Raw genomic sequence first — 22167 nt, 5'->3', positions numbered from 1 at the left:
GTCAGGTCGTCGGGAAGGCGACGCTGACCCGCAACCCGCCTTCATCCGATGCCTTCGCGAAGCTGAGTTCCGCGCCCAGCAGCTTCGCGTAGCGGGCGACGATCGCGAGCCCCAGTCCCGCGCCCTGTCCGAGCTTCTGGCCGGCAGGGCCTTGGGCCCAGCGCTTCATCAGGTCGCGCTGCGCCTCGGGCGGAATGCCGGGGCCGTCATCGATCACCGCCAGCGTGTGGCCCGCCAGCTCGATGGTGATCGTGCGCCCGCCGTAACGCAGCGCGTTGTCGATTAGATTGTCGAGGATGCCTTCGACCAGCGCGGCATTCGCCTCTACCGTCACGGCCTCGTCGAGGCCGAGCGCGCCCAGATCCACGCCTTGCGCATCGGCGCGCGCCAGATGCCGCAGCACCGCCTGCTGCGCCAGTTCATCCAGTCGCAGCGTCTCGCGCTGCAGGCCCGTGCGTCCCTCGTCGGCCAGCGCGAGCGCCAGCAATTGGTCCACCAGATGGCTCGCACGCGCCTGGCTCAGCGCGATGCTTTCCAGCTGTTCGCGCCACACCGAAGGTGACTGCTGCGCCAATCCATAGTCGGCCAGCGCGCGAATCCCCGCGAGCGGCGTGCGCAGTTCGTGCGCGACGTTGCCCGCGAACTCCCGCTGCGCGGAAGCGCTCAGCGCGAGCCGGTCCAGCAGTGCGTTGAGCGTGTCGCCCAACTGTTCGAGTTCGCGCGAGCTTCGCGCCACGGGCACCGGCGCGAGGTCGTGGGCATCGCGTTGTTCCAGCGTCTGACGCAATTCACCGAGCGGCCGAAGCTCGCGGTCGATGCCACGCCACAGCCAGGCTGCCAGCAACGCGAGCAGTACGAATTGCGGCGCCAGCGAATAGGCCAGCAACCGCTCGACCAGCACCGTGCGAGCACGCGTGGTTTGCGCAATCACCACGCGATAGGCATTGGGCGCATCGTGGTTCAACGCCACCGCGCGCAAGGCCTGGCCCTGGTGGGTGATGCGCGAGAACCGATAGCGCGCGCCCTCCTCCGGCGCGGGCACCTGCAGGCCCTCATGGCCGGCGAGCAGCGATCCGTCGGGCCGCAGCACCGCGAAGAACACGGTCTCGGACTGGTCGAACAGCACGTTGTTGACCTCGCGCGGCGACAGCAGCAATTCGATGTCGCGCTCGCCCGCCTGTACGTTGGCCGACACCGCATAGGCATCGTCGAGCATCCCGCGATCGAAAGCCTGCTCGGTGAAATAGCTCGCCACCACCAGCGCGACCGCGGTGCCCACCAGCCAGGTCAGGGCCAGCGGCAGCAGCACGCGCCGCAGCACGCGCGCGGTCAGCGAGGGCGCGGCGGCAGCACCCGCGCCAGCCGTCGCGCGCACGTTCACCCGTCCGCTTCCAGCAGATAACCGATGCCGCGCAGGGTGCGGATCGCCGCGCCGCTGCCGACCAGCTTCTTGCGCAGGCGGGAGATGAAGGCCTCCAGTGCGTTGTCGCCCAGCGACTCGTCGAAGGTCGACAGTTTGTCCGACAGCTCGCGCTTGCTGATCGTGCGGCCGGGCGGGCTCATCAGCTCCCACAGCACCTCGAACTCGCGAGCGGGCAGGTCCAGCGGGATGCCGCTGATCGCGAAGCGGCGAGCCCGACGATCGAGCCGCAGTTGTCCCAGCGTCGCGATGTCCTCCGTGCCTTGCGCGCGCCGCACCAGCGCGCGCAGCCTTGCCTCGACCTCGGCCAGGTCGAAGGGCTTGCCCAGATAGTCGTCGGCGCCGGCATCCAGTCCGGCGATGCGCTCCTCCGTGCGGTCGCGGGCCGTCAGCACCAGCACCGGCGTGCGGTCGCCGCGTGCGCGTGCATGGCGCAGCGCGGTGAGCCCGCTCGCGAGTCCGCTGGTCGGGCTGGACGTCGCAGGCAGGTTCAGATCGAGCAGCACGGCGTCGAAGCGCTGCACGCGCCACAGGTGGTCGGCCTCCTCGACGCTGGCTGCCACATCGACGCGGTGGCCCGCGTCGCCAAGGCTGCGCAACATCACGCCGCGCAGGACGGCATCGTCTTCAACAAGGAGGATTCGCATGGATTCGCCGGCAAAAAGGTAGGCGTTTGTACCCCAAGCCGGGTCCAGCGCCCCCTCACTGGACATTGACATCGTGAGAAGGTTCAAACTGGCGCTTCATTCATACGAAGGAGCAACCACGATGAGCCAGAAGTTACAGGTCACGGGCATGAGCTGCGGCCACTGCGTCAGCATGGTGGAGCAGGCAGTACACACCATCGATCCGGAGGCGCAGGTCACGGTCGACCTCGAAACCGGCCACGTCGACGTGCTGAGCGGACACCCGCGACAGGACATCATCCTGGCGATCGAAAACGCTGGATACAAGGCGCAATAGGGGCGCCCGGCAAGGCGTCGCGGCTTCAAAACGCGAGGAAACGTGGAAAACGATCCAAATAGTTGAATACTTTGTGTTTCAAAGTGCAAAATGCGTAGGCAATTCACTTTGACGCCAAAGGGGTCCCATGCTGTCGAGTCTGCTGCCCTCCTCCGTCCGGGAAGCCGCGTACCGCCGCAAGTTTCTGGAGAACCGTGAAGAGAACCTCTTCATGGGCTCCTTCGAGAGTTTTGCCGACGCCGAAGCCAATGCGCCGCCGACCAAGGCCGTCGGCTACGACAACGCCGAGGCGGCCAAGACGCTCTACAGCCATCAGCTCTACTTCTACGATTACCCAGGCCTGTTCTGGGTGAGCCGCGCGCTCGAGGAAGGCATGCGCAGAGTGTTCGACCTCGGCGGCCACGTCGGCATCAAGTACTACGCGTTCCGCCGCGTGCTGCCCTTTCCCAACGACCTGCGCTGGACCGTCTGCGACGTGCCCGGTGTCGTGCAGACGGGCCAGGATCTGGCCGTCCAGCGTGAGGCGACGCACCAGCTGGGCTTCACCACCGACTTCCACGACGCCACGGGCTATGACGTGCTCTATGCCTCGGGCAGCCTGCAGTACCTGCCCTTGCGGATCTCCGAAATCATCGCGGCGCTGCCGATCAAGCCCCGGCGCATCATCATCAACACGGCGGCGGTGCATTCGGACAAGACGCTTTACACCCTCAACAGCATCGGCTTTGCCGTCTGTCCCTACCGCATCCAGCACTACGACGCACTGCTCGCCGAACTCTCCGAGGCCGGCTACAAGCGGCGCGACGCGTGGCGCAACGAGGGCAAGCCGATCGAGGTGCCGTTCGTCGAGGGCGGTGACAAAGCCTTCTACGCGGGCTGCTGCTTCGATCTGCACTGAGCCGCCCTCAGCGGCACCTCAGGCGCCGCGCACCATCGACAGGACCTTCCCCGCATCCAGCGTGCGCGCCTTGTCCTGCATGGCGGGCAGGTAGCGCGACTGAAGCCCCTGCGCCTCCTGCGTCACGTTGGCAAAGATGTCCTTCAGCATCTGCGTGGACAGCGTGCGGCCGCCCGCGTAGTAGCGCTTGGCGACGTGGCCGAGCGCATAGGTGGTCGCGAAGCTCATGCCCGAACTCACGGCCTGCTTGCCGGCCCCGCGCAGCAAACCACCGCCGACCTTGCCCAGCAGCCCGCCGAGCAGCTTGCGCCCGGCTTGTTCGAGGTACTGCGAGGTCAGGCCCACGCCGACGGTCGCGAGGAAGTCCTTCACATGCCCACTGTCGAGCTGGTAGCCGTGGGCCTGGCCGATACGGTAGACCAGCTTCATTTGCAGCGGAATGATCGCCATCGTCGAGAGCGTCTCGGGCAGCAGTTCGAGGGCGCCGTTGAGGATGGCCGCGTTGAGGATCGCCTGGTCGAGTTCCGCGTCAGGCACCGTCGAGGCGGGCGCCGGCATGCCGGTGGGCGCAGGCGCAGGGACGGCAGCCGGCGTCAGCGGCACGGCGGCGATCGCTTCGGCTTCCTGCTCGAACTGCCTGGCCGCCGGCGTGTCGAGCTGAAGCGCGCTGCGCACCTGGGCCAGGAACTGGCGCTCGGGCTCGGACTGCACGCCGTCGGCATCGCACACACACACGGCCATCTCGTAGGCGAGCTGCCGGGCCTCTTCGCTCTGGAACTGCGCTGCCACGTCGGCCAGCGTCACGCGTTTCATCAACACGTCCTGATACAGCATCGGCAGTTGCACGCCGTCGGCCTGCGAGAGACCTTCGGCGATGCGCTTGATCTCGGCGCGCTCGCGCTCGTGCTTCTCGCCATCGACAAAGGCCGCCAGCAGGCTCAGCGTCACGATGGATCGGGTTTCGGATGGGCTCACACATACCTCCTGAGTGTTCGACCCCGTTCGTTTCGCTCTCGGCGCAAAGGTTCCGGCCCGCTACCATCCGGGGCATGCTCGCCCACCCGCGGATCCTCATTGCCGAAGACGAATCCGGCATCGCCGACACCTTGCAATACGTGCTGCGGACCGACGGCTTCGTGCCCGTGTGGTGCCCCACCGCCGAAGAGGCGATCGCGCAGTTCACCGCCGAGCCGCCGGCGCTCGCCATCCTCGACGTGGGGTTGCCCGACATGAACGGCTTCGAGCTGTTCAAGCGTCTACAGAAGCTGCCGGCCGGCGCCGAGGTGCCGATGCTGTTCCTCACCGCGCGCAGCGACGAGATCGATCGCGTGGTCGGACTCGAACTCGGCGCGGACGACTACATCGCCAAGCCTTTCTCGCCGCGCGAACTCGTGGCCCGCGTGAGGAGCATCCTGCGCCGCAGCGGACGCACCGGACAAGGCACGGTGACCGCCACGGCGGCCACGCCTGCCGCCAGCACGCCACACCTCATGCCCTTCGCGCTCGACGTCGATCGCATGCAGATCCGCTACTACGGCCGCCTGCTCGAACTCTCGCGCTACGAATACGGGCTGCTGCGCCTCATGGTCCAGCGCCCCGGCCGCGTGTTCACGCGCGACGAACTGCTGAGCCTGGTCTGGGACGAGGCCAGCGACAGCTTCGACCGCACCGTGGATGCCCACGTCAAGACGCTGCGCGCCAAACTCAAGGCCGTCGCGCCCGAGGTCGAGCCGATCCGCACGCTGCGCGGCACTGGCTACGCGCTCAACGAAGAGCTGCCGCCGAGCGTGTGACCCGAAGAACCCGCATCTTCATCGGCATCCTGCTGATCTATACGGCGGGCATCGCCTTCCTCCTCTACCGCGTCGTCGCCGACATCGACCCGCGCTACCGGGAGTCGGCGGAGGAATCGCTGGTCGAGACCTCGCAACTCCTCGCCAGCCTGATCGAGCAGGACGTGATCGCCGGCGCGATCAACACCGCGCGGCTGGAGCCACTCTTCCGCTCGGTCTACGCGCGCCAGTTCTCGGCGCAGATCTACAACCTGCACAAGAGCCACGTCGAGTTGCGCGTGTACGTCACCGACCGCAATGGCCGCGTTCTCTTCGACTCCATGGGCCGCAGCACTGGCGCCGACTACTCGCAGCGCAGCGACGTGAGCCGCTCGCTCGCCGGCGTGTACGGCGCACGGACCTCGCGCGACATCTCGGGCGATCCGATGACCTCCGTGATGTACGTCGGCGCACCGGTGCGCTGGGACAACGAGATCGTCGGCATGGTCAGCGTGGGCAAGCCTGTGCAGAGTTTCGGCCAGTTCGTTCAGGATGCGCGTGCGCGCACGCTGTGGGTCGGTGTGGGCTCGGCCTTCGCGCTGCTGGTGCTGGCGATCATCATGTCCATCTGGCTGGTGCGGCCCTTCGGCCTGATCTCCGACTACTTCGGCTGGCTGCGCAGCCAGCGCGACCTGAGCCTCTCGCGCATGGTGCGCCGGGCGGTCGATACGCTGCGCAGCGGCGTCCACGAGATGCGCGATGCGCTCACCGGCCGCAACTACGTCGCCGACTACGTGCAGACCTTCACGCACGAAATCAAGAGCCCGCTGTCGGCGATCCGCGGCGCGGCCGAGTTGATCCAGGAGCCGTCGATGCCGCAGGCGGAGCGCGAGCGCTTCCTCGGCAACATCGCGCACGAAACGCAGCGCATCCAGGAGATCGTCGACCGCATGATGGAGCTCACAGCGCTCGAAACGCGGCGCGCACTGGAGCGCAGCGAGAACGTCGCGCTGGCGCCTCTGCTGCAGGACGTCGCCGCCGGAGCGCAGGCCGCAGCGGCCAAACGGGACATCCGCGTCAACGTGGCCATCCACAACGAAGCGCGCGTCGAGGGCGACCCCTTCCTGTTGCGCCGCGCGGTGAGCAACCTGCTCGACAACGCCATCGACTTCTCGCCCGCCGGCGCCGAGGTGCTGCTCGCGCTCGAAACCAATTCTCGTCAGGCCCGAATCAGCGTGCGCGATCGCGGCAAAGGCATCCCCGACTACGCCAAGGACAAGGTGTTCGAGAAGTTCTATTCGCTCGCGCGGCCGCACAACCAGAAGAAGAGCACAGGCCTCGGCCTTGCCTTCGTGAAGGAGATCGCGACGCTGCATCGCGGTCGCGTCGACCTGGTGAACGCACCGCGCGGCGGCGCGCTCGCCACCCTCACGCTGCCGCTGCTGTCACATCACTGACCGGTCAGCTCGCGGTACGCGTTGCGCGTCTGCGGGCTCACCGCATCGAGCACCTGCTGGTACGAGGTCTTGTGCCGCGCCAGCATCCGCGCCGAGGCCACCGTCTTCGACTTGCAGAACCAGTGGCAGGTGTGCTGCATCAGGAAGAGCTCGGCCGACAGGGTGAAGGCCTTGGCCTTGGGCGAGCGTCCTGCGCCGTTCTTCATGACGTCGGAGATGCCGCGCGCATGAATGGCGAAGGCCTTGCGCAGGTCGAAGGAGGCACCCGGAAAGAGCCGGTGCGCGTAGGGGATGGCCACAGGAAACTTGCTCACGCGCGCTTCCGATTCGTCGAGCCGGGAGAACTCCGCGGCGAAGCTGTCGAACTGCGCCGAGAGCTTTTCCTCGGTGGAGTCCAGCAGCGCCCAGATCTGCTCGCGGCGTGCCGGGTCATCCTCGCCGAGGCAGCGCAGGTAGCCCTCGGTGAGGTTCTCCATCAGCTTCTCGATTTGGTAGTTGCCCAGATGGCTTCCCAGCAGCGCAATGCGCTGCCGCTGGTCGCGGGACTTGAGGATGTAGGCGCCGATGACGATCAGCGCCACCAGGGTAAGAGATTCCATGACTGCGTTCGGGGAGAGGGATGTGGAGTGTAGATACCTGCCGACATCCCCCCTCCGCGAAGGCCGCTACCTGAAGAAATCGAGGATGCGGTTGCGTTCCTCGGGCTCCGCAGGCGCGCCCACGGCTGCGCCCGCCAGTTCCTCCACCGGCAACGGTGCAGGCGTGTCGATGCCCAAGGTGGCGACACCCCGGCCCGGCGCGAAGTCGTCGAAGTACCACTCACCTTCGACGTTGAGCACACCGCCCGGCACCGCGGGCTCGCTCACCGGCACGCCCTTCAGCGCGGTCTGCATGAAGCCGGTCCAGATCGGCAGGCTCAGGCTGCCGCCCGTCTCGCCGCGCACGCCCAGTTGGCGCGGCGTGTCGTAGCCGACCCACGCGACGCCGACCATCGTCGGTTGGAAGCCGGCGAACCAGGTGTCGATCGAATCGTTGGTCGTGCCGGTCTTGCCGTAGAGGTCGTCGCGCTTGAGCGCCTGGCGCGCCTTCACGGCCGTTCCGCTCTTCACCACGCTCTGGAGCAGCGAACTCATGATGAAGGCGTTGCGCTGCGGAATGGCGCGCCTCGACTCATCGAGCACCGGCGGCTCGGTCTCCAGCAGGACCTTGCCCTTCATGTCCGTGACGCGCGTGACCAGATAGGGATTGACGCGATAGCCGCCATTGGCGAACACCGAATAGCCCGCCGCCATCTGCATCGGCGTGACCGAGCCGGCGCCCAGCGCCATCGGCAAGTTCGCAGGATGCTTGTCGTGGTCGAAGCCGAACTGAGTGATCCAGTCCTGCGCATACGAGGTACCGATGGACTGGAGCACGCGGATGGTGACAGTGTTCTTGGATTGCTGGAGCGCGCGCCGCAGCGAGATCGGTCCCTCATAGGTGCTGTCGTAGTTCTTCGGCTCCCACGGCTGGCCGCCGGCGCCGCCCTCGAAGGACAACGGCGCGTCATTGACGACCGTGGCCGGCGTGAAGCCCTTCTCCAGCGCCGCCGAGTAGATGAAGGGCTTGAAGCTCGAACCCGGCTGCCGCCAGGCCTGCGTGACGTGGTTGAACTTGTTCTTGCCGTAGTCGAAGCCGCCCACCAATGCCTTGATGGCGCCGGTGCGCGGGTCCATGCCGATGAAGGCACCTTCGACTTCCGGCAGCTGGGTGATCTCCCAGGTGTCCTTCGGCGTCTTCGCGACACGGATCACCGCGCCGCGGCGGATCTTGATGGCGGCCGCCGCCTTCTCGGACAGGCCGGACTGTGCAGGCTTCAGGCCTTCTCCCGTGATCTGCAGAGTCTCCCCGTTCGCGCGGACCGCGGTCACTTCCTTGCTGCTGGCCTGGAGCACCACGGCCGAGATCACGTCGCCGTTGTCGGGGTGGCCGGCCAGTGCGTCGTCCACCGCTTCGTCGAGTTCCTTCGGGTCGGCGGGCAAGGCCACGACCTGCTCGGGGCCGCGATAGGCCTGCCGGCGTTCGTAATCCATGATGCCTTTGCGCAGCGACTTGTAGGCCGCCGCCTGATCGGCCGCGACCAGCGAGGTATGGACCTGGAGGCCGCTCGTATAGATGCTGTCGCCGTACTGTGCATGCATCATCTGGCGCACGGTCTCGGCCACGTACTCCGCATGGAGGCGGTTCGGGTCGGCGGCATCGCGCAGATGCAGTTCTTCCTTCCGGGCGTCGGCCGCCTGCGCGGCGGTGATGAAGCCGGTCTCCGCCATGCGGTCGATGACGTAGAGCTGGCGCGCACGCGCCCGGCGCGGATTGCTCACGGGGTTGTTGGTACCCGGTGCCTTCGGCAGGCCGGCGAGCATGGCGGCTTCGGCGATCGTGAGGTGCTGCAGTGGCTTGCCGAAGTAGGCTTCGGCAGCGGCGGCGAAACCGTAGGCGCGATTCCCCAGGTAGATCTGGTTGAGGTAAATCTCGAGGATCTGGTCCTTCGTGAGTTGCTGCTCGAGCCGCAACGCCAACAGGATCTCGTAGGTCTTGCGGCTCAGCGTGCGCTCCGAGCTCAGGTAGACGTTGCGCGCCACCTGCATCGTGATGGTGGATGCGCCCTGCTGCCTTCCGCCCTTGAAGCTCGCCAGCGCCGCGCGCACGAAGCCCTTGTAGTCGACGCCGCCATGGTCATAAAAGCGCGCATCCTCGACGGCGAGCACGGCATCCTTCATCACCTGCGGAATCTCTGCGAAGGGCGTGAGATTGCGGCGCTCCTCGCCGAACTCGCCGATCAGTTCGCCTTCGGCCGAATAGACCCGCAGCGGCAACTTGGGCCGGTAGTCGGCAAGATCGGAAACGCTCGGAAGCTTGGGATAGATCGTGACCGCCGCGATGCCGCCGGCAATCAGCAGGATGAGCGCGCCCGACGCGGCGACGGCGCCGCCCCAAATGGCAACGCGTCGCAGCCGGATCGACCGGTCCGGGCGCGCAGGCCCGCTGGAGGAGGGTTTCTTGGACATGGCTAGTGAGGGGTCGACGCCGAGGAAAAGAAGGAAATCCCATGGCGGATGGGCACACTTTGCTATCAATTGAATAGCGCTGTCGACCCAGGTAGGAGCGTTGCCGCCCCCTCGAGTTCCCCGCCGGAATTGCATAAGGGATGAAGCCCTAATACTCCGGGAGCGAGCCGAAGCCAGTGTGAAGTCCTTCCCGGCCTCACTTCACACAGACTTCACACAACGCCGCCCACTTCGAACAGGCTTCCTACTGCCTTCTCGGCAGACCTTGACATTGGCCTCCGTGCACCGTTGCACGACACCCTTCGAGGGAAGAGGACCCAAGTCATGGAAAGCTCCATACCCCGCCCCGGCCGCTGGCTCTGGCTCACCACGCTGGGCCTCGCGGCCACCGGCTTCGTCATGCTGATCGCGCGGCCGGTGCATGCGCAGGAAGCGCCGGGACCGCGACTGAAGACCGAGAGCCCCTACTTCTTCGTGAAGAGCAATGACCCGGAAACGGACCGCCTGCCGCTCAAGGGCACGGAAGTGGACGTGAAGATCTCCGGCGTGATCGCCGACGTCACCGTGACGCAGACCTACCGCAACGAAGGCCGGCGCGCGATCGAGGCGCGGTATGTGTTCCCCGGTTCGACCCGGGCAGCGGTCAGCGGTCTCAACGTGCGGCTCGCCGGCCGCCTCATCACCGCGCAGATCCGCGAGAAGGAGCAGGCGCGCATCGAATACGACAGCGCGAAGAAGGAAGGCAAGACCGCCGCGCTGCTCGAACAGCACCTGCCCAACGTGTTCCAGATGAACGTCGCCAACATCCTGCCGGGCGACGACGTGAAGGTGCAGTTGCGCTACACCGAGCTGCTGGTGCCGCAGGGCGGCAACTACCAGTTCGTCTTTCCCACGGTGGTGGGGCCGCGCTACAACAGTCCGCAGTCGCAGAACGCGCAGGCCGCATGGGTGGCGCAACCGGTGCTTCGCGCCGATGTCGCACCCAGCACCAGCTTCCAGCTCAAGGTCGCGCTCGACACGCCGCTGGGCATCCAGGAAGTCCGCTCGCTCACGCACGCCCTCGACGTGCGCCAGCGCGACGGCAACGCGCATGCCGACATCGCGCTCGCCCGCAGCAGCGAGCCCGCCGACGACCGCGACTTCGTGCTCGACTACCGGCTCGCCGGCGAGCACATCGAGTCGGGCCTGATGCTCTACAAGGGCCAGGGCGACAACGCCGAGAACTTCTTCCTCGCGATGGTGGAGCCGCCCAAGTCGGTGGCGGCCAGCGCCATCTCGCCGCGCGACTACATCTTCGTGGTCGACATCTCGGGCTCGATGCACGGCTTTCCGCTGGACACGGCCAAGGTCGTGCTGGAGCGGCTCATCGGCGGCCTGCGGCCCAGCGACACCTTCAACGTGCTGCTGTTCTCGGGCAGCAACCGCATGCTCTCGCCACACTCGGTGCCGGCCACCCGCGCCAACATCGGACAGGCGCTCGCCACGATCCGCAACTACAGCGGCGGCGGCAGCACGGAGCTGATTCCGGCACTGAAGCGCGCCTATGCCGAACCCAAGTCCGACGAGGTCTCGCGCACGATCGTGGTGGTGAGCGACGGCTACGTCACGGTCGAGCGCGAAGCCTTCGAACTGGTGCGCAAGAACCTCTCGAAGGCCAACGTGTTCGCCTTCGGCATCGGCTCCTCGGTCAACCGGCACCTGATGGAAGGCATCGCCCGGGCCGGCATGGGCGAGCCCTTCATCATCACCGACCCCGTGCAGGCACCCGAACAGGCCGCGCGCTTCCGCCGGATGATCGAGTCGCCCGTGCTCACCAGCGTCAAGGCGCGCTTCGAAGGCCTCGACGTGTACGACGTGGAACCCGCCGCCCTGCCCGATGTACTCGGCGAGCGCCCGGTGATCGTGTTCGGCAAGTGGCGCGGCGAAGCCAAGGGCCGCGTGCTCATCGAGGGCCGCAGCGCCGAAGGCCCGTACCGGCAGGAACTGAAGGTCGACACGCACACGCGCCAGGACGCGGCCGCGCTGCGCACCCTGTGGGCACGCCATCGCATCGCGAGCCTGAGCGACCAGGAAGCGCTGGAGGGCGGCGACACGCTCAGGCAGCGCATCACCGACCTGGGCCTGCGCTACAGCCTCCTCACGCAGTACACGAGCTTCATCGCCGTGGACCAGGTGGTGCGCAACGCGGCACCGCAGAACAGCGTCGGCGTCGACCAGCCGGTGCCGTTGCCCAAGGGCGTGAGCGAGTTGGCCATCGGTCAAAGCCTGGGCGCCGAGGTGCCGAGCACGCCGGAGCCCGAGACGCTGGGCGCGATCGCAGTGGTGCTCTCGATGCTGGCCATGCTGCGCCGTCGCGCGCGCCGCAGCGATCCGCGCCGCTTCACTTCCTGAGGAAGCATCGCCATGTCTCTTGCTCTCCTCGCACGCACGCATCCCCGGGTCATCGACTGGGGCATCCATCTCGACCGCGCGCCGGCTGCCGGATGGCTCGCGCTGCAGGCCGCCGCGCTGACGCCCGTATGGATCTGGATGGCCCAGCGCATGCGCGATGGTTCCGACGATCCGCTGGGCCTGCTTTCGCTCGCGGCGCTGGCCCTGCTCACCTGGACGCTTCGGCGCGAACTGCGCCCTGCGCCGCGCCTGGGCTGGCTGGCGCTGGCGAGCGTCGGCACGCTCGTCGCCACGATGCTGCGCACAGGCATCGGCCCGCTGCCTTCCCTGCCGCCCCTGGCAGCGAGTTTGCTGGCGGTGCTGGCCTTCGCCTGCGGGCTGCTCGCCTCTCTGCCCCGGCGCGTGGCGGCGTTCCCTGTCGTCGGCCTGGCCGTGCTCGCGCTGCCGCTGCTGTCCTCGCTGCAGTTCTATGCGGGCTATCCGCTGCGCGTGGTCACGGCGGAAGCCAGCCGGTGGCTGCTGGCACCGGGCTTCGGCGTGGCGCGCGAAGGCAGCAGCTTGTTGGTCGACGGGCAACTGGTGATCGTCGACGCGCCCTGCTCCGGCGTGCAGATGGTCTGGCTCGGCTACTTCACGGCCTGCGTCGTGGCGCACTGGACCGGACGCAACGATCGCGGCTTTTTCGCGCGCTTGCCGGCGGTCGGCCTGCTCGTGCTGACCGGAAACATCGTTCGCAACGCCGTGCTGGTCGCGCTCGAAGCCGCAGGCCATGCGCCGGCGCGATGGCTGCACGACGCGTTCGGCCTCGTGCTGCTCGCCTTGGTGTGCGGCGGCATCGCGCGGGTCATGGCCCATGACCCCCGTTCCCGGCAAGGCGCGGAACGCGCCGCCATCCCGGGCCTGATCACTTCCGCAGGAGGCCGCCGTGTCGATACCGCTCTTTGACTGCTGGCTCGCCAACCGCTTCATCAATCGCATTGCGCACAAGACGGCCTTCGCCTTGGTCATGCTGCTGTGCGTGCTCTGGTCGGCGGCCTTCGCGTTGCATCGGCCGCCGCCCCCCGCCGCCGTCGCCGCCGTCTTCGAGGAATGGCCGAGCGAGTGGGACGGCGTGCCGCTGCGCCCCCTGGCTCTCAGCGAAGTCGAGCAGCGTTTTGCGCAGCAATTTCCCGGCGCCATCGCGCGCCTGACCGACGGCGAGCAGATGCTGGTGCTGCGCCAGGTCCACACGTCGACCCGCATGCTTCATCCGGCCGCCGATTGCTACCGCGCGCTCGGCTACGGCATCGCCCAGGCGCGGCTGGAGCGCGATGTGCATGCCCGCCTGTGGCGCTGTTTCACAGCCGAACGCCACGGCGCACAAAAAATGCGCATCTGCGAGCGCATCGTCGATGCCCTGGGGGACGCTTTCACCGACACTTCAGCCTGGTACTGGGCGGCGGCCAGTGGGCGGTCGCACGGACCGTGGCAAGCTGTGACCCTGGCGAGACGGATCGAGTGAGAGAGATTTGTTAAAAAAAGCGCTGCTTTACCTGCTTTTCGCAATCCTGGCCCTGGTGCTGACGGCGGGCGTCGCCGCGTACCTGATCGTCAAGGTGGCCCTGGCCCCCGGTCCTGACGAGTGGCCCGCCCGGGTCAAGGTCGGCCCCGTCTCCATCGACGTCGGCGTGCCGACCGCGATCCGGCTGATCACCTCCTCGTGGTTCGCCCCCTGGGTGGCGGGCCGCACCGTCAACACCGACTTCGGTCCGGTTCTCTTGGGCTGGAACGATCCGACCAGCACCCTCGAGCTCCAATGCGCGCCGTGCAGCGCCACGGTGCCGGCACTCGGCGAGGCGCCCATCCGGCTCGAACGCCTGCGTGCCACGGTGCGCCGCGATGGCGGCGCGCTGGGCGGCACCCTCGAGGCCTCCCCGCCCGGGACCGCGCCGGCGGCCACGGACGGCGCCAACGACGGCATGCTGCGCGCCTACTGGGACGGCCGCCTCACGCAGAAGGCCCTGCAGCTCAACATCAACGTGCCGGACGTGCCCATCGCCCGCTGGTACGCCGTGCTGGCTCCCGGCCTCCCCGAACTGCAGCGCGGCCGCATCGGCGGCACTTTCGGGCTGCGTGCTCATGTCTTGCTGCCCGCGCGCACCTTCTCGCTGCAACCCCGAATCTCGCAGTTCACCGTCGAAGGGCTGGGCACCGAGACCATGATCAATGCGCGCACCAGTTGCGGCGCACCAAGCCGGCTCACGAACGAAAGCTGGCTCGCCCGCTCGGTCATCGCAGCGGAAGACCAGCGCTTCTTCACGCACCCGGGCTACGACATTGCCGAACTGATGCCCTCGCTCGAGAGCAACCAGAAGGCCGCGCAGGTAGAGCGGGGCGCCAGCACGCTCACCCAGCAGCTCGCCAAACTGCTCGTGACCGGCGGCGAACGCAGCACCGATCGCAAGCTGCGCGAACTGCTCTACGCGGTCGAGATGGAACAGACGCTGGGCAAGGCCCGCATCCTCCAGCTCTATCTGGACAACGCGCCCTGGGGCCGCGACCTGTGCGGCGCCGAAGCCGCCGCCCGCCGCTACTTCAAGCGCAGCGCCCGCAATCTCGAACCGGCTCAGGCCGTCTGGCTCGCCGCCATGCTGCACAACCCCGCCGTCTCGGTCGAAAAATGGCAGCGCGACGGCAACATCGATGCAGCCCGCGCCAAGACGGTCGCGGAAGGCGTGCGCGGCATCACCAAGCCGCAGCGCGACGCGCTGCTCCGCAACGTCGCGACCGCGCACTTCACCCCACCCTGAAGCCGCCCGGCTGCACCAAATCGGCGCACATGCCGCCGGGTAGCCCCCGGGATCGCTGGCACATGTCTTGCACCAGCAGCATCAATGGATGCTGTCACCGCCCCTCCGCCCGCAGCCGTTGAAATCGTCGCACTGAGCAAGTGCTACGCCGCCGGTGCGCCGCCAGCCGTCGATCAGATCGACCTGCGCATCGCAAGCGGGAGCTATTGCTGCCTGCTCGGCCCCTCGGGCTGCGGCAAGAGCACGACGCTGCGCATGGTCGCGGGGCACGAATCGGTGTCGGGCGGGGACATCCTGCTCGACAACCGCAACATCACCAACCTGCCGGCCGCATCCCGCGGCACGGCGATGATGTTCCAGAGCTTCGCGCTCTTTCCGCACCTGTCTGCGCTCGACAACGTCGCATTCAGCCTCAAGATGAAGGGCGTCTCGAAGAGCGAGCGCCACCGGCGCGCGAAGAACCTGCTCGACCGCGTGGCCATGGGGCACCTGGCCGAACGCAAGCCCGGCGAACTCTCCGGCGGCCAGCAACAGCGCGTGGCGCTCGCCCGCGCACTCATCACCGAACCGCGCGTGCTGCTGCTCGACGAGCCGCTTTCCGCGCTCGACCCCTTCCTGCGCATCCAGATGCGTGCCGAACTGCGCCGCTGGCAGAAGGAACTGGGCCTGACCTTCATCCACGTCACGCACTCGCAGGAGGAGGCGATGGCGCTGGCCGACACGATGGTGGTGATGAACCATGGGCTGATCGAGCAGATCGGCTCGCCCCACGAGGTCTACAACCACCCCTCCAGCGAGTTTGTCGCGCGCTTCATGGGCGGGCACAACGTGTTCGCCCTGCACGACGGCCTGGTCGCCGTGCGCAACGACCACGTACAGATCGTCCCGGCCATCGGCGCGCTCGGCGAGGTCGGCCTCCCCGCCCACGTGACCGACGTCGAGTACCAGGGCACCTACGTGCTGCTGGGCCTGCGGCTCACTGGCGAGCGGCCGGAACGCAGCGGCGTCTCCGTGCTGCTGTCCGAAAAGTCCTTCGTCTCGCGCAGCTATGAAGTCGGCGAAAGCGTGCGCCTGACCTGGACCGAAGCCGACGCCCGCAGGCTCGGACCCGGCGCCCGGCGGCCGCATGGCACTGCCAACGGAACGCCGCCCCCGCGCCACGAGCCGCTGGCGGCACTGGCCGCGATGGCGTCCTGACTGCGCCGCGTGCCCTGTCCTTTCGGCTTTTTCCCTCCACCCCTTTCTTCATCACTGCCTTTCAGGAGACCTGCCATGTCCAAAAAAACCGAACCGTCCCCCACCGGCGTGCAGCGCCGAACGCTGCTGCAGGGCACGGCGGGCATCCTGGCGACTGGCATGTTCCCCGCCATCCATGCGCAGGAAAAGATCGTCCTGCGTTACCTCGGCACCGCGGTCAACCAGGACAAGGCAATCGCCGAGAAGTTCAAGGCCGACACCGGCATCGAGATCCAGTACGTTGCGGTGACCACCGACGACGTGACCAAGCGGGCGGTCACCGCGCCCAACAGCTTCGACCTCATCGACACCGAGTACTTCTCGCTCAAGAAGATCGTGCCGACTGGCAACCTGAAGGGCATCGACACCAAGCGCGTGAAGAACGCCGACAAGATCACCACGCTCTTCACCAAGGGCGAAGTCGCCGGCAAGAAGGTGGGCGACCAGGGCACCGCGCCGATCAAGGTGATTTTTCTGGAAGGCGAGAAGAGCAAGGCCTTCGCGAAGTCGCCGACGCAGTTCATGTCGCTGATCCCGACCACCTACAACGCCGACACGCTGGGCATCCGGCCCGACCTCATCAAGCGCCCCATCGGCTCGTGGGCCGAGCTGCTGAACCCGGAGTTCAAGGGCAAGGCCGCGATCCTGAACATTCCGTCGATCGGCATCATGGACGCGGCCATGGTGGTGGAGTCCAAGGGCATCCACAAGTACGCCGACAAGGGCAACATGACCAAGGCGGAGATCGACCTCACGATCAAGACGCTGATCGAAGCCAAGAAGGCCGGCCAGTTCCGCGCGCTGTGGAAGGACTTCAACGAGTCCGTCAACCTGATGTCCTCGGGCGAAGTGGTGATCCAGTCGATGTGGTCGCCGGCCGTGACGGCCGTTCGCAGCAAGGGCATCGCGTGCACCTTCCAGCCGCTGAAGGAAGGCTACCGCGCATGGGCCTCCGGCTTCGGCCTGCCGGCCACCCTGTCGGGCAAGAAGCTCGATGGCGCCTATGAGTTCATCAACTGGTTCCTCGACGGCTGGGCCGGCGCGTACCTCAATCGCCAGGGCTACTACAGCGCCGTGCTGGAAACCGCCAAGGCCAAGATGGAGCCCTACGAGTGGGCCTATTGGATGGAAGGCAAGCCCGCCACGCAAGACATCAAGAGCCCGCAAGGCGACGTGATCGCCAAGGCCGGTGCGGTGCGCGACGGCGGCAGCTATGAAGAGCGCATGGGCGGGATCGCCTGCTGGAACGCCGTCATGGACGAGAACGAATACATGGTGCGGAAGTGGAACGAGTTCGTCGCCGCTTGATGAAGCTCCCCCCCAAGCTGCGCGCACTTCGTGTCGCTTCGCCAACCCCCTGCCGGGGGCAACACCGGCAGCCCGGCAAAGCCGGCTCTGCGGTGTTCCCGGATCGACCATTGCTTCGCTTTCCATGAGTTCACAGGTCGCCAGCTTGCCCGTTGCCACGCCGCAGCCCACCCGCACACTCGGCGCGTGGTGGCAGGCGGCGCCGTTCGCGCTGGTGTTCCTGCTGTTCTTCCTGATCCCGCTGGCGCTGATCGCGATGGTCAGCTTGTGGAACTTCAACGAGTACGAACTCATCCCCGCGCTCTCGCCGCGCAACTATCTGAGCATCTTCGAAGGCTGCTCTCACCTCACCGACAACGGCGACTTCTGCGTCACGCTGTCGACCTATCTCAGCACGCTCAAGTTCTGCCTGCTGGTCTGGGCCATCACGCTCGTGGTCGGCTTCGCGGTGGCCTACTTCCTGGCGTTCCACGTGCGCTCGCCGGGCATCCAGACGCTGCTCTTCGTGCTGTGCACCGTGCCCTTCTGGACCTCGAACGTGATCCGCATGATCTCGTGGGTGCCGCTGCTCGGACGCAACGGCCTCGTGAACCAGGGCCTGATGGGAATGGGCCTGATCGACACGCCGATCGAGTGGCTGCTGTTCTCCGACTTCTCGGTGGTGCTCGCCTTCGTGCACCTGTACACGATGTTCATGATCGTGCCGATCTTCAACTCGATGATGCGCATCGACCGCTCGCTGCTCGAAGCCGCGAGCGACTCCGGCGCATCGGGCTGGCAGACGCTGTGGAACGTGATCGTGCCGCTGTCGCGCACCGGCATCCTGATCGGCTCGATCTTCGTCATCACCATCGTCATGGGCGACTTCGTCACCATCGGCGTGATGGGCGGCCAGCAGATCGCCTCCATCGGCAAGATCATCCAGGTGCAGACCTCGTACCTGCAGTTCCCGCTCGCCGCGGCGAACGCGATGATCCTGCTGGCCGTGGTGCTGATGATCATCTGGGGCCTGACTCGGCTCGTCGACATCCGGAAGGAACTATGAGCAACCGGATCGGCGAACAGCGCTCTCCCGGCTTCTGGCCGCTCGCCATCGTCTTCTCGCTCTTCGTGCTCTTCCTCTACGGACCGATGATCACGATCTTCGTGCTCAGCTTCCAGGGGCCGGAAGGCGGGCTGACCTTTCCGCTGCGCGGCGTCTCGCTGCACTGGTTCCACAAGCTCGCCGAAGGGCTGGGCACGGTCGACATCGGTGCGGCCTTCCGGCGCTCGCTGATGCTGGGCGCGGTGGTGATGCTCTTCACCGTCGTGCTCTCGGTGCTCGCGGGCCTTGCGTTCCGCAAGCGGCTCAAGGGCGGCAACGCCCTGTTCTTCATCACGGTGGCGAGCCTGATCATGCCGTCGATCATCGTGTCGCTCGGCATCGGACTGCAGTTCCGCCTGCTCGACGGCGGCATCAAGAGCGCCCTGGCAGCGATGGACGCCACCAGCACGCTCGAGAACTACGGCACCGCGCTCGGCCTCCTCACCTCCGCGCTGGGCGCGCACCTCACGTGGACGCTGCCCTTCGGGCTGCTCATCATGTTCGCGGTGTTCAACCGCTTCAACCCGGCCTACGAAGAGGCCGCCCGCGATCTCGGCGCAACGCCGTGGCAGAGCTTCTGCCACGTGGTGCTGCCGTTGATCGGACCCTCCATCGTCGGTATCGGCATGTTCGGCTTCACGCTGAGCTGGGACGAGATCGCACGCACCTCGCAAGCCATCGGCGACGTCAACACCCTGCCCCTCGAACTCCAGGGCCTGACATCGACCGTGACCACGCCATCCATCTACGCGCTCGGCACGGTGACCACCGTCGTGTCCTTCGCCGTGATGGCCCTCGCGCTCGGTTCCGCGGCCCTCTTGCGCAGGCGGTCCACGCGCGGTCGCTGATGGCTTGCCTGCTCGTCATCAACCCCAACACCTCGGCTTCGGTCAGCGAGTTGCTGCAACGCCATTTGCAGGCGCGAGCCGGTGATGCGCTGCAGGTGAAAGCCGTCACTGCGCGTTTCGGAGCACCGTACATCGCCTGCGAGGCCAGTTACGCGGTGGCGCAGCACGCGACGCTCGATGCCTGGGCCGCGGCGCGCGCGCACGGCGAGCGGCCCGATGCCGTGCTGATCGGCTGCTTCGGTGATCCGGGCCTCTTCGCGCTGCGCGCCGGCGCGGGCGTGCCGGTCACCGGATTGGCAGAGGCGGCATTCCTGTCCGCGGCGAAGCGGGGCCGCTTCGCCATCGTGACGGGCGGCGAACCCTGGCGGCTGATGCTCGAAAGGCTGGCATGGTCGCTGGGTTACTCGGCATCGCTCGCCGGCATTCATACCGTGGCCCCGACCGGCGCGCAGCTCGCCGCCGACCCGCAGGGCGCCCGCGCGCTGCTGGCCGAAGCCTGCCGCGAGGCAGCCCTGCGCTTCGATGCGCAGGCCGTCATCCTCGGTGGCGCGGGGCTCGCCGGCATGGCGGCCGACATCGCCGACAAGGTGCCGGTACCGCTCATCGACAGCGTGAGCGCAGGCGCCGAGTGGGCCGTCGATGCGATCCGGTCCGCGACGCCGCAGCCATCGAGCCGCGCCTTCGGCGTGGCTTGGCAGAACGTCTCCTGGGAACTCGAATCGCTGGGCTGAACACGCGCCCTTCGCCCAGCCACAGATCCGGCGTCCCCACCGACAGCGCGGTCGTCACCATCGTGCCACCATGCCGCGCATGACCACCCCACGCCATGCCCACCATGCGCACGCCGTCCAGCCGGTGACGCTCGCCCAGCCCCGCGGCATCGACCAGATCGTCGCCGGCGTCTCCACCAGCGACGGCGACGGCGTCAAGCTCACGCGCGTGCTGCACCAGACGCTCCAGCAGCGGCTCGACCCGTACCTGATGCTCGACGCCTTCGGCAGCGACAACCCTGGTGACTACATCGGCGGCTTTCCGAGCCATCCACACCGCGGCTTCGAAACGGTCACCTACATGATTTCGGGGCGCATGCGCCATCGCGACAGCGAGGGACACGAAGGACTGCTCTCCAACGGCGGTGTGCAATGGATGACGGCCGGCCGGGGGTTGATCCACAGCGAACTGCCCGAGCAGGAAGAAGGCTTGATGGAAGGCTTCCAGCTCTGGCTCAACCTGCCGGCCAGGGACAAGCTGCGCGACCCCTGGTATCGCGACATCCAGAGCGAGGAGATCCCCGAATTCACCACGCCGGCGGGCGTGCAGGTGCGCCTGATCGCCGGCGAGAGCCACGGCATCAAGGGCGCCATGCAGCGCGAGCACACGGAGCCGCTCTACCTCGACATCACGATGCCGCCCGGCGCCGAGTTCTCGCAGCCGCTGCCGGACACGCACAACGCACTGCTCTACGTGTTCCGCGAATCGCTCTACGTCGGAAGCAGCGAGATCCCGACCAAGCGCATGGCGATCCTCGGCAACGAAGCCGGCAGGGACGGGGTCGTGCTGCATGCGCCCGCTTCGAATCACAGCCCGGCGCGGGCACTGCTGATTGCGGGGAAGCCGCTCCGCGAGCCCATCGCACAGTACGGCCCCTTCGTCATGAACACGCGCGAGCAGGTGATGCAAGCCATGCAGGACTTCCAGAGCGGCAAGCTCGGTTGAGCCCGCGCGAGGTGTTCGACACGCAAGAATCCGTCGCTCGCACGGCTGCGTACATTTTTCTTTACGCGCGCTAACTCCCGCCTCACGGTCGAGATACATCGCGCGACCACACTTCCCTTCACCTGCTGCCCATCGGCGGCGGGCTTCTTCGAAAGGAAGCACTCTCATGATCACGTCTCGCAAAAGCCTTCTCTGGGCAGGTCTCCTGGCCTCCGCCACCTTCGCCTCGGCTGGCGCCTTCGCGCAGCAGGCTCCGCAGATTGCACCCGCATCGCCCGCGACGACCCAGGCCCAGCCTGGCGCCCAGTCCCAAGCGAAGCACCAGCATGCCCGCGAGGACCGCGCGCAACGCTTCGAACGCATGAAGCAGCATCGTGCGGAACGCCTCTCGGCGCTGAAGGAAAAGCTCAAGTTGACACCGGCGCAGGAAGGCGCATGGAGCACCTTCGCGACGGCCCAGCAACCGCCCGCTCGCTCCCCTGAGCAGGCCCGAACGGACCGCGCAGAGTTCGCCAAGCTCACCACGCCGCAACGCCTGGACCGCATGCAGGCCCGCCAGGCCGAACGCAGCGCGATGTTCACCCAGCGCGCCGACGCCACGCGCAGCTTCTATGCCGCGCTCACGCCGGAGCAGCAGAAGACCTTCGACGCCGAGTCGATGGCACGCTTTGGTCGCGGGGAGCACGGCGGCCAGCACCGCCACCCGGCCCCGCCAGCCAAGAGCTGATTCGCCGGCCATCGAAAAAGGCCCGCAGCGCCCAGGCGCTGCGGGCCTTTTTTCATGACGATCGGAAATGGGGGCTTATTGCGGCGTCCCGGTCTTGTCCTTCGGGTTGGTCGGCACTTCCGGCCGCTCACCCTTCTCGCCGAAACGGGGCTTGACCTTGCGGCTCGTCTGGCTCACTTCGCTGCGCGACATTTCGCCGGTGGGCTGCGGCATGGCGTTCGGCTGGTGATTCACCGTCGTGGTCGCCTCGCCCTTGGGCACAGGGTTGTTGGCATTGTTGCGGTTGTGCACGCGGGCCTCGGACTTCACCGCGTCGCGCGAGGCGGGATTGGTGCCGTCAGGCCGCTGGGTCGGGTTGCCCACGCCGGCCGGCGTCTTGGTGCTCGCCTGTCCGGCCACGGCCGGATCCGGCTGCGCGGGCATCGAGGTGGTCTGGGCCGAGGCCATGCCCGCCACGCCCATCAGGCCGGCGAGCACGGTGGTTGCTAGAAGTCTTTGCTTCATGATGATG

General features: G+C 67.2%; 21 protein-coding genes. 15 read left to right on the top strand and 6 right to left on the bottom strand.

Translation table 11 applies throughout. The features are described from left to right. Position 1: 1 nt before the first annotated feature. Both QTI24_RS11530 and QTI24_RS11525 read right to left on the bottom strand, forming a co-directional pair. Positions 2-1375 (bottom strand): sensor histidine kinase, encoded by a 1374-nt coding sequence (locus tag QTI24_RS11530; protein ID WP_503011247.1) that lies wholly within the window; start codon positions 1373-1375, stop codon positions 2-4. 2 nt (positions 1376-1377) lie between these two features. Then, complete coding sequence (locus tag QTI24_RS11525) at positions 1378-2067, bottom strand: response regulator transcription factor (protein ID WP_286600499.1); 690 nt, start codon at positions 2065-2067, stop codon at positions 1378-1380. A gap of 121 nt (positions 2068-2188) precedes the next feature. On the opposite strand from QTI24_RS11525, the gene QTI24_RS11520 reads away from it, so the two are divergent. Both QTI24_RS11520 and QTI24_RS11515 read left to right on the top strand, forming a co-directional pair. Then, positions 2189-2383 (top strand): heavy-metal-associated domain-containing protein, encoded by a 195-nt coding sequence (locus QTI24_RS11520; protein ID WP_286600498.1) that lies wholly within the window; start codon positions 2189-2191, stop codon positions 2381-2383. Positions 2384-2510: 127 nt separating this feature from the next. Continuing rightward, positions 2511-3281, top strand: coding sequence for a TIGR04325 family methyltransferase (locus QTI24_RS11515; protein WP_286600497.1), 771 nt, complete (start codon positions 2511-2513; stop codon positions 3279-3281). 18 nt (positions 3282-3299) lie between these two features. Here QTI24_RS11515 and QTI24_RS11510 read toward each other — a convergent pair whose 3' ends face one another. After that, positions 3300-4256 carry a YcjF family protein gene (locus QTI24_RS11510; protein WP_286600495.1) on the bottom strand — a complete coding sequence of 319 codons (957 nt, stop codon included), beginning with the start codon at positions 4254-4256 and terminating at the stop codon, positions 3300-3302. Between the two features lie 74 nt (positions 4257-4330). Between QTI24_RS11510 and creB the strand changes: the two genes are divergently transcribed. Continuing rightward, positions 4331-5074 (top strand): two-component system response regulator CreB, encoded by a 744-nt coding sequence (gene creB / locus QTI24_RS11505; RefSeq protein WP_286600494.1) that lies wholly within the window; start codon positions 4331-4333, stop codon positions 5072-5074. Beyond that, positions 5071-6510, top strand: a complete 1440-nt coding sequence (gene creC / locus QTI24_RS11500; RefSeq protein WP_286600492.1) for a two-component system sensor histidine kinase CreC — start codon at positions 5071-5073, stop codon at positions 6508-6510. The genes creB and creC overlap by 4 nt, the downstream gene beginning before the upstream one ends. Here creC and QTI24_RS11495 read toward each other — a convergent pair. After that, complete coding sequence (locus tag QTI24_RS11495; RefSeq protein ID WP_286600491.1) at positions 6504-7109, bottom strand: hypothetical protein; 606 nt, start codon at positions 7107-7109, stop codon at positions 6504-6506. The two genes, creC and QTI24_RS11495, sit on opposite strands and share 7 nt — an antisense overlap. A 66-nt stretch (positions 7110-7175) precedes the next feature. After that, complete coding sequence (locus tag QTI24_RS11490) at positions 7176-9557, bottom strand: penicillin-binding protein 1A (protein ID WP_286600489.1); 2382 nt, start codon at positions 9555-9557, stop codon at positions 7176-7178. Between the two features lie 324 nt (positions 9558-9881). Here QTI24_RS11490 and QTI24_RS11485 point away from each other — a divergent pair, with 324 nt between their 5' ends. From QTI24_RS11485 to QTI24_RS11435, 11 genes are all read left to right on the top strand, one after another. Continuing rightward, on the top strand, positions 9882-11948 hold the full coding sequence (locus QTI24_RS11485) for a VIT and vWA domain-containing protein (protein WP_286600488.1): 2067 nt from the start codon (positions 9882-9884) through the stop codon (positions 11946-11948). A 12-nt stretch (positions 11949-11960) separates the two neighbouring features. Beyond that, positions 11961-12893 carry an exosortase Q gene (gene xrtQa, locus QTI24_RS11480; protein WP_286600487.1) on the top strand — a complete coding sequence of 311 codons (933 nt, stop codon included), beginning with the start codon at positions 11961-11963 and terminating at the stop codon, positions 12891-12893. 61 nt (positions 12894-12954) lie between these two features. Further along, the gene (gene xrtQb, locus QTI24_RS11475) at positions 12955-13449 is read left to right on the top strand and encodes an exosortase Q subunit 2 (protein WP_503011246.1); all 495 of its coding nucleotides are present in this window, start codon (positions 12955-12957) and stop codon (positions 13447-13449) included. Between the two features lie 7 nt (positions 13450-13456). Then, positions 13457-14737 carry a biosynthetic peptidoglycan transglycosylase gene (locus tag QTI24_RS11470; protein ID WP_286600485.1) on the top strand — a complete coding sequence of 427 codons (1281 nt, stop codon included), beginning with the start codon at positions 13457-13459 and terminating at the stop codon, positions 14735-14737. Between the two features lie 84 nt (positions 14738-14821). Continuing rightward, positions 14822-15934, top strand: a complete 1113-nt coding sequence (locus QTI24_RS11465) for an ABC transporter ATP-binding protein (protein ID WP_286600484.1) — start codon at positions 14822-14824, stop codon at positions 15932-15934. 75 nt (positions 15935-16009) lie between these two features. After that, the gene (locus QTI24_RS11460; RefSeq protein ID WP_286600483.1) at positions 16010-17281 is read left to right on the top strand and encodes an ABC transporter substrate-binding protein; all 1272 of its coding nucleotides are present in this window, start codon (positions 16010-16012) and stop codon (positions 17279-17281) included. 124 nt (positions 17282-17405) lie between these two features. After that, positions 17406-18326 (top strand): ABC transporter permease, encoded by a 921-nt coding sequence (locus QTI24_RS11455; RefSeq protein ID WP_286600482.1) that lies wholly within the window; start codon positions 17406-17408, stop codon positions 18324-18326. Further along, complete coding sequence (locus QTI24_RS11450; protein ID WP_286600481.1) at positions 18323-19213, top strand: ABC transporter permease; 891 nt, start codon at positions 18323-18325, stop codon at positions 19211-19213. The genes QTI24_RS11455 and QTI24_RS11450 overlap by 4 nt, the downstream gene beginning before the upstream one ends. Further along, positions 19213-19944 carry an aspartate/glutamate racemase family protein gene (locus QTI24_RS11445; RefSeq protein ID WP_286600480.1) on the top strand — a complete coding sequence of 244 codons (732 nt, stop codon included), beginning with the start codon at positions 19213-19215 and terminating at the stop codon, positions 19942-19944. Before QTI24_RS11450 ends, QTI24_RS11445 begins: the two co-directional genes overlap by 1 nt. Positions 19945-20014: 70 nt before the next feature. Next, on the top strand, positions 20015-20929 hold the full coding sequence (locus QTI24_RS11440) for a pirin family protein (RefSeq protein WP_503011243.1): 915 nt from the start codon (positions 20015-20017) through the stop codon (positions 20927-20929). A gap of 166 nt (positions 20930-21095) precedes the next feature. Then, a complete protein-coding gene (locus QTI24_RS11435; protein WP_286600478.1) occupies positions 21096-21656 on the top strand; it encodes a Spy/CpxP family protein refolding chaperone in 561 nt (186 codons plus the stop codon). Positions 21657-21731: 75 nt separating this feature from the next. Here QTI24_RS11435 and QTI24_RS11430 read toward each other — a convergent pair whose 3' ends face one another. Then, positions 21732-22160, bottom strand: coding sequence for a serine/threonine protein kinase (locus QTI24_RS11430; protein WP_286600477.1), 429 nt, complete (start codon positions 22158-22160; stop codon positions 21732-21734). Between the last annotated feature and the right edge of the window lie 7 nt (positions 22161-22167).

Origin of the sequence: Variovorax sp. J22P240 (assembly GCF_030316855.1) — a bacterium.
Classification (GTDB): domain Bacteria; phylum Pseudomonadota; class Gammaproteobacteria; order Burkholderiales; family Burkholderiaceae_C; genus Variovorax.
Note: the sequence above shows the minus strand (reverse complement) of the source record. Positions and strands in the feature narration are given on the sequence as shown.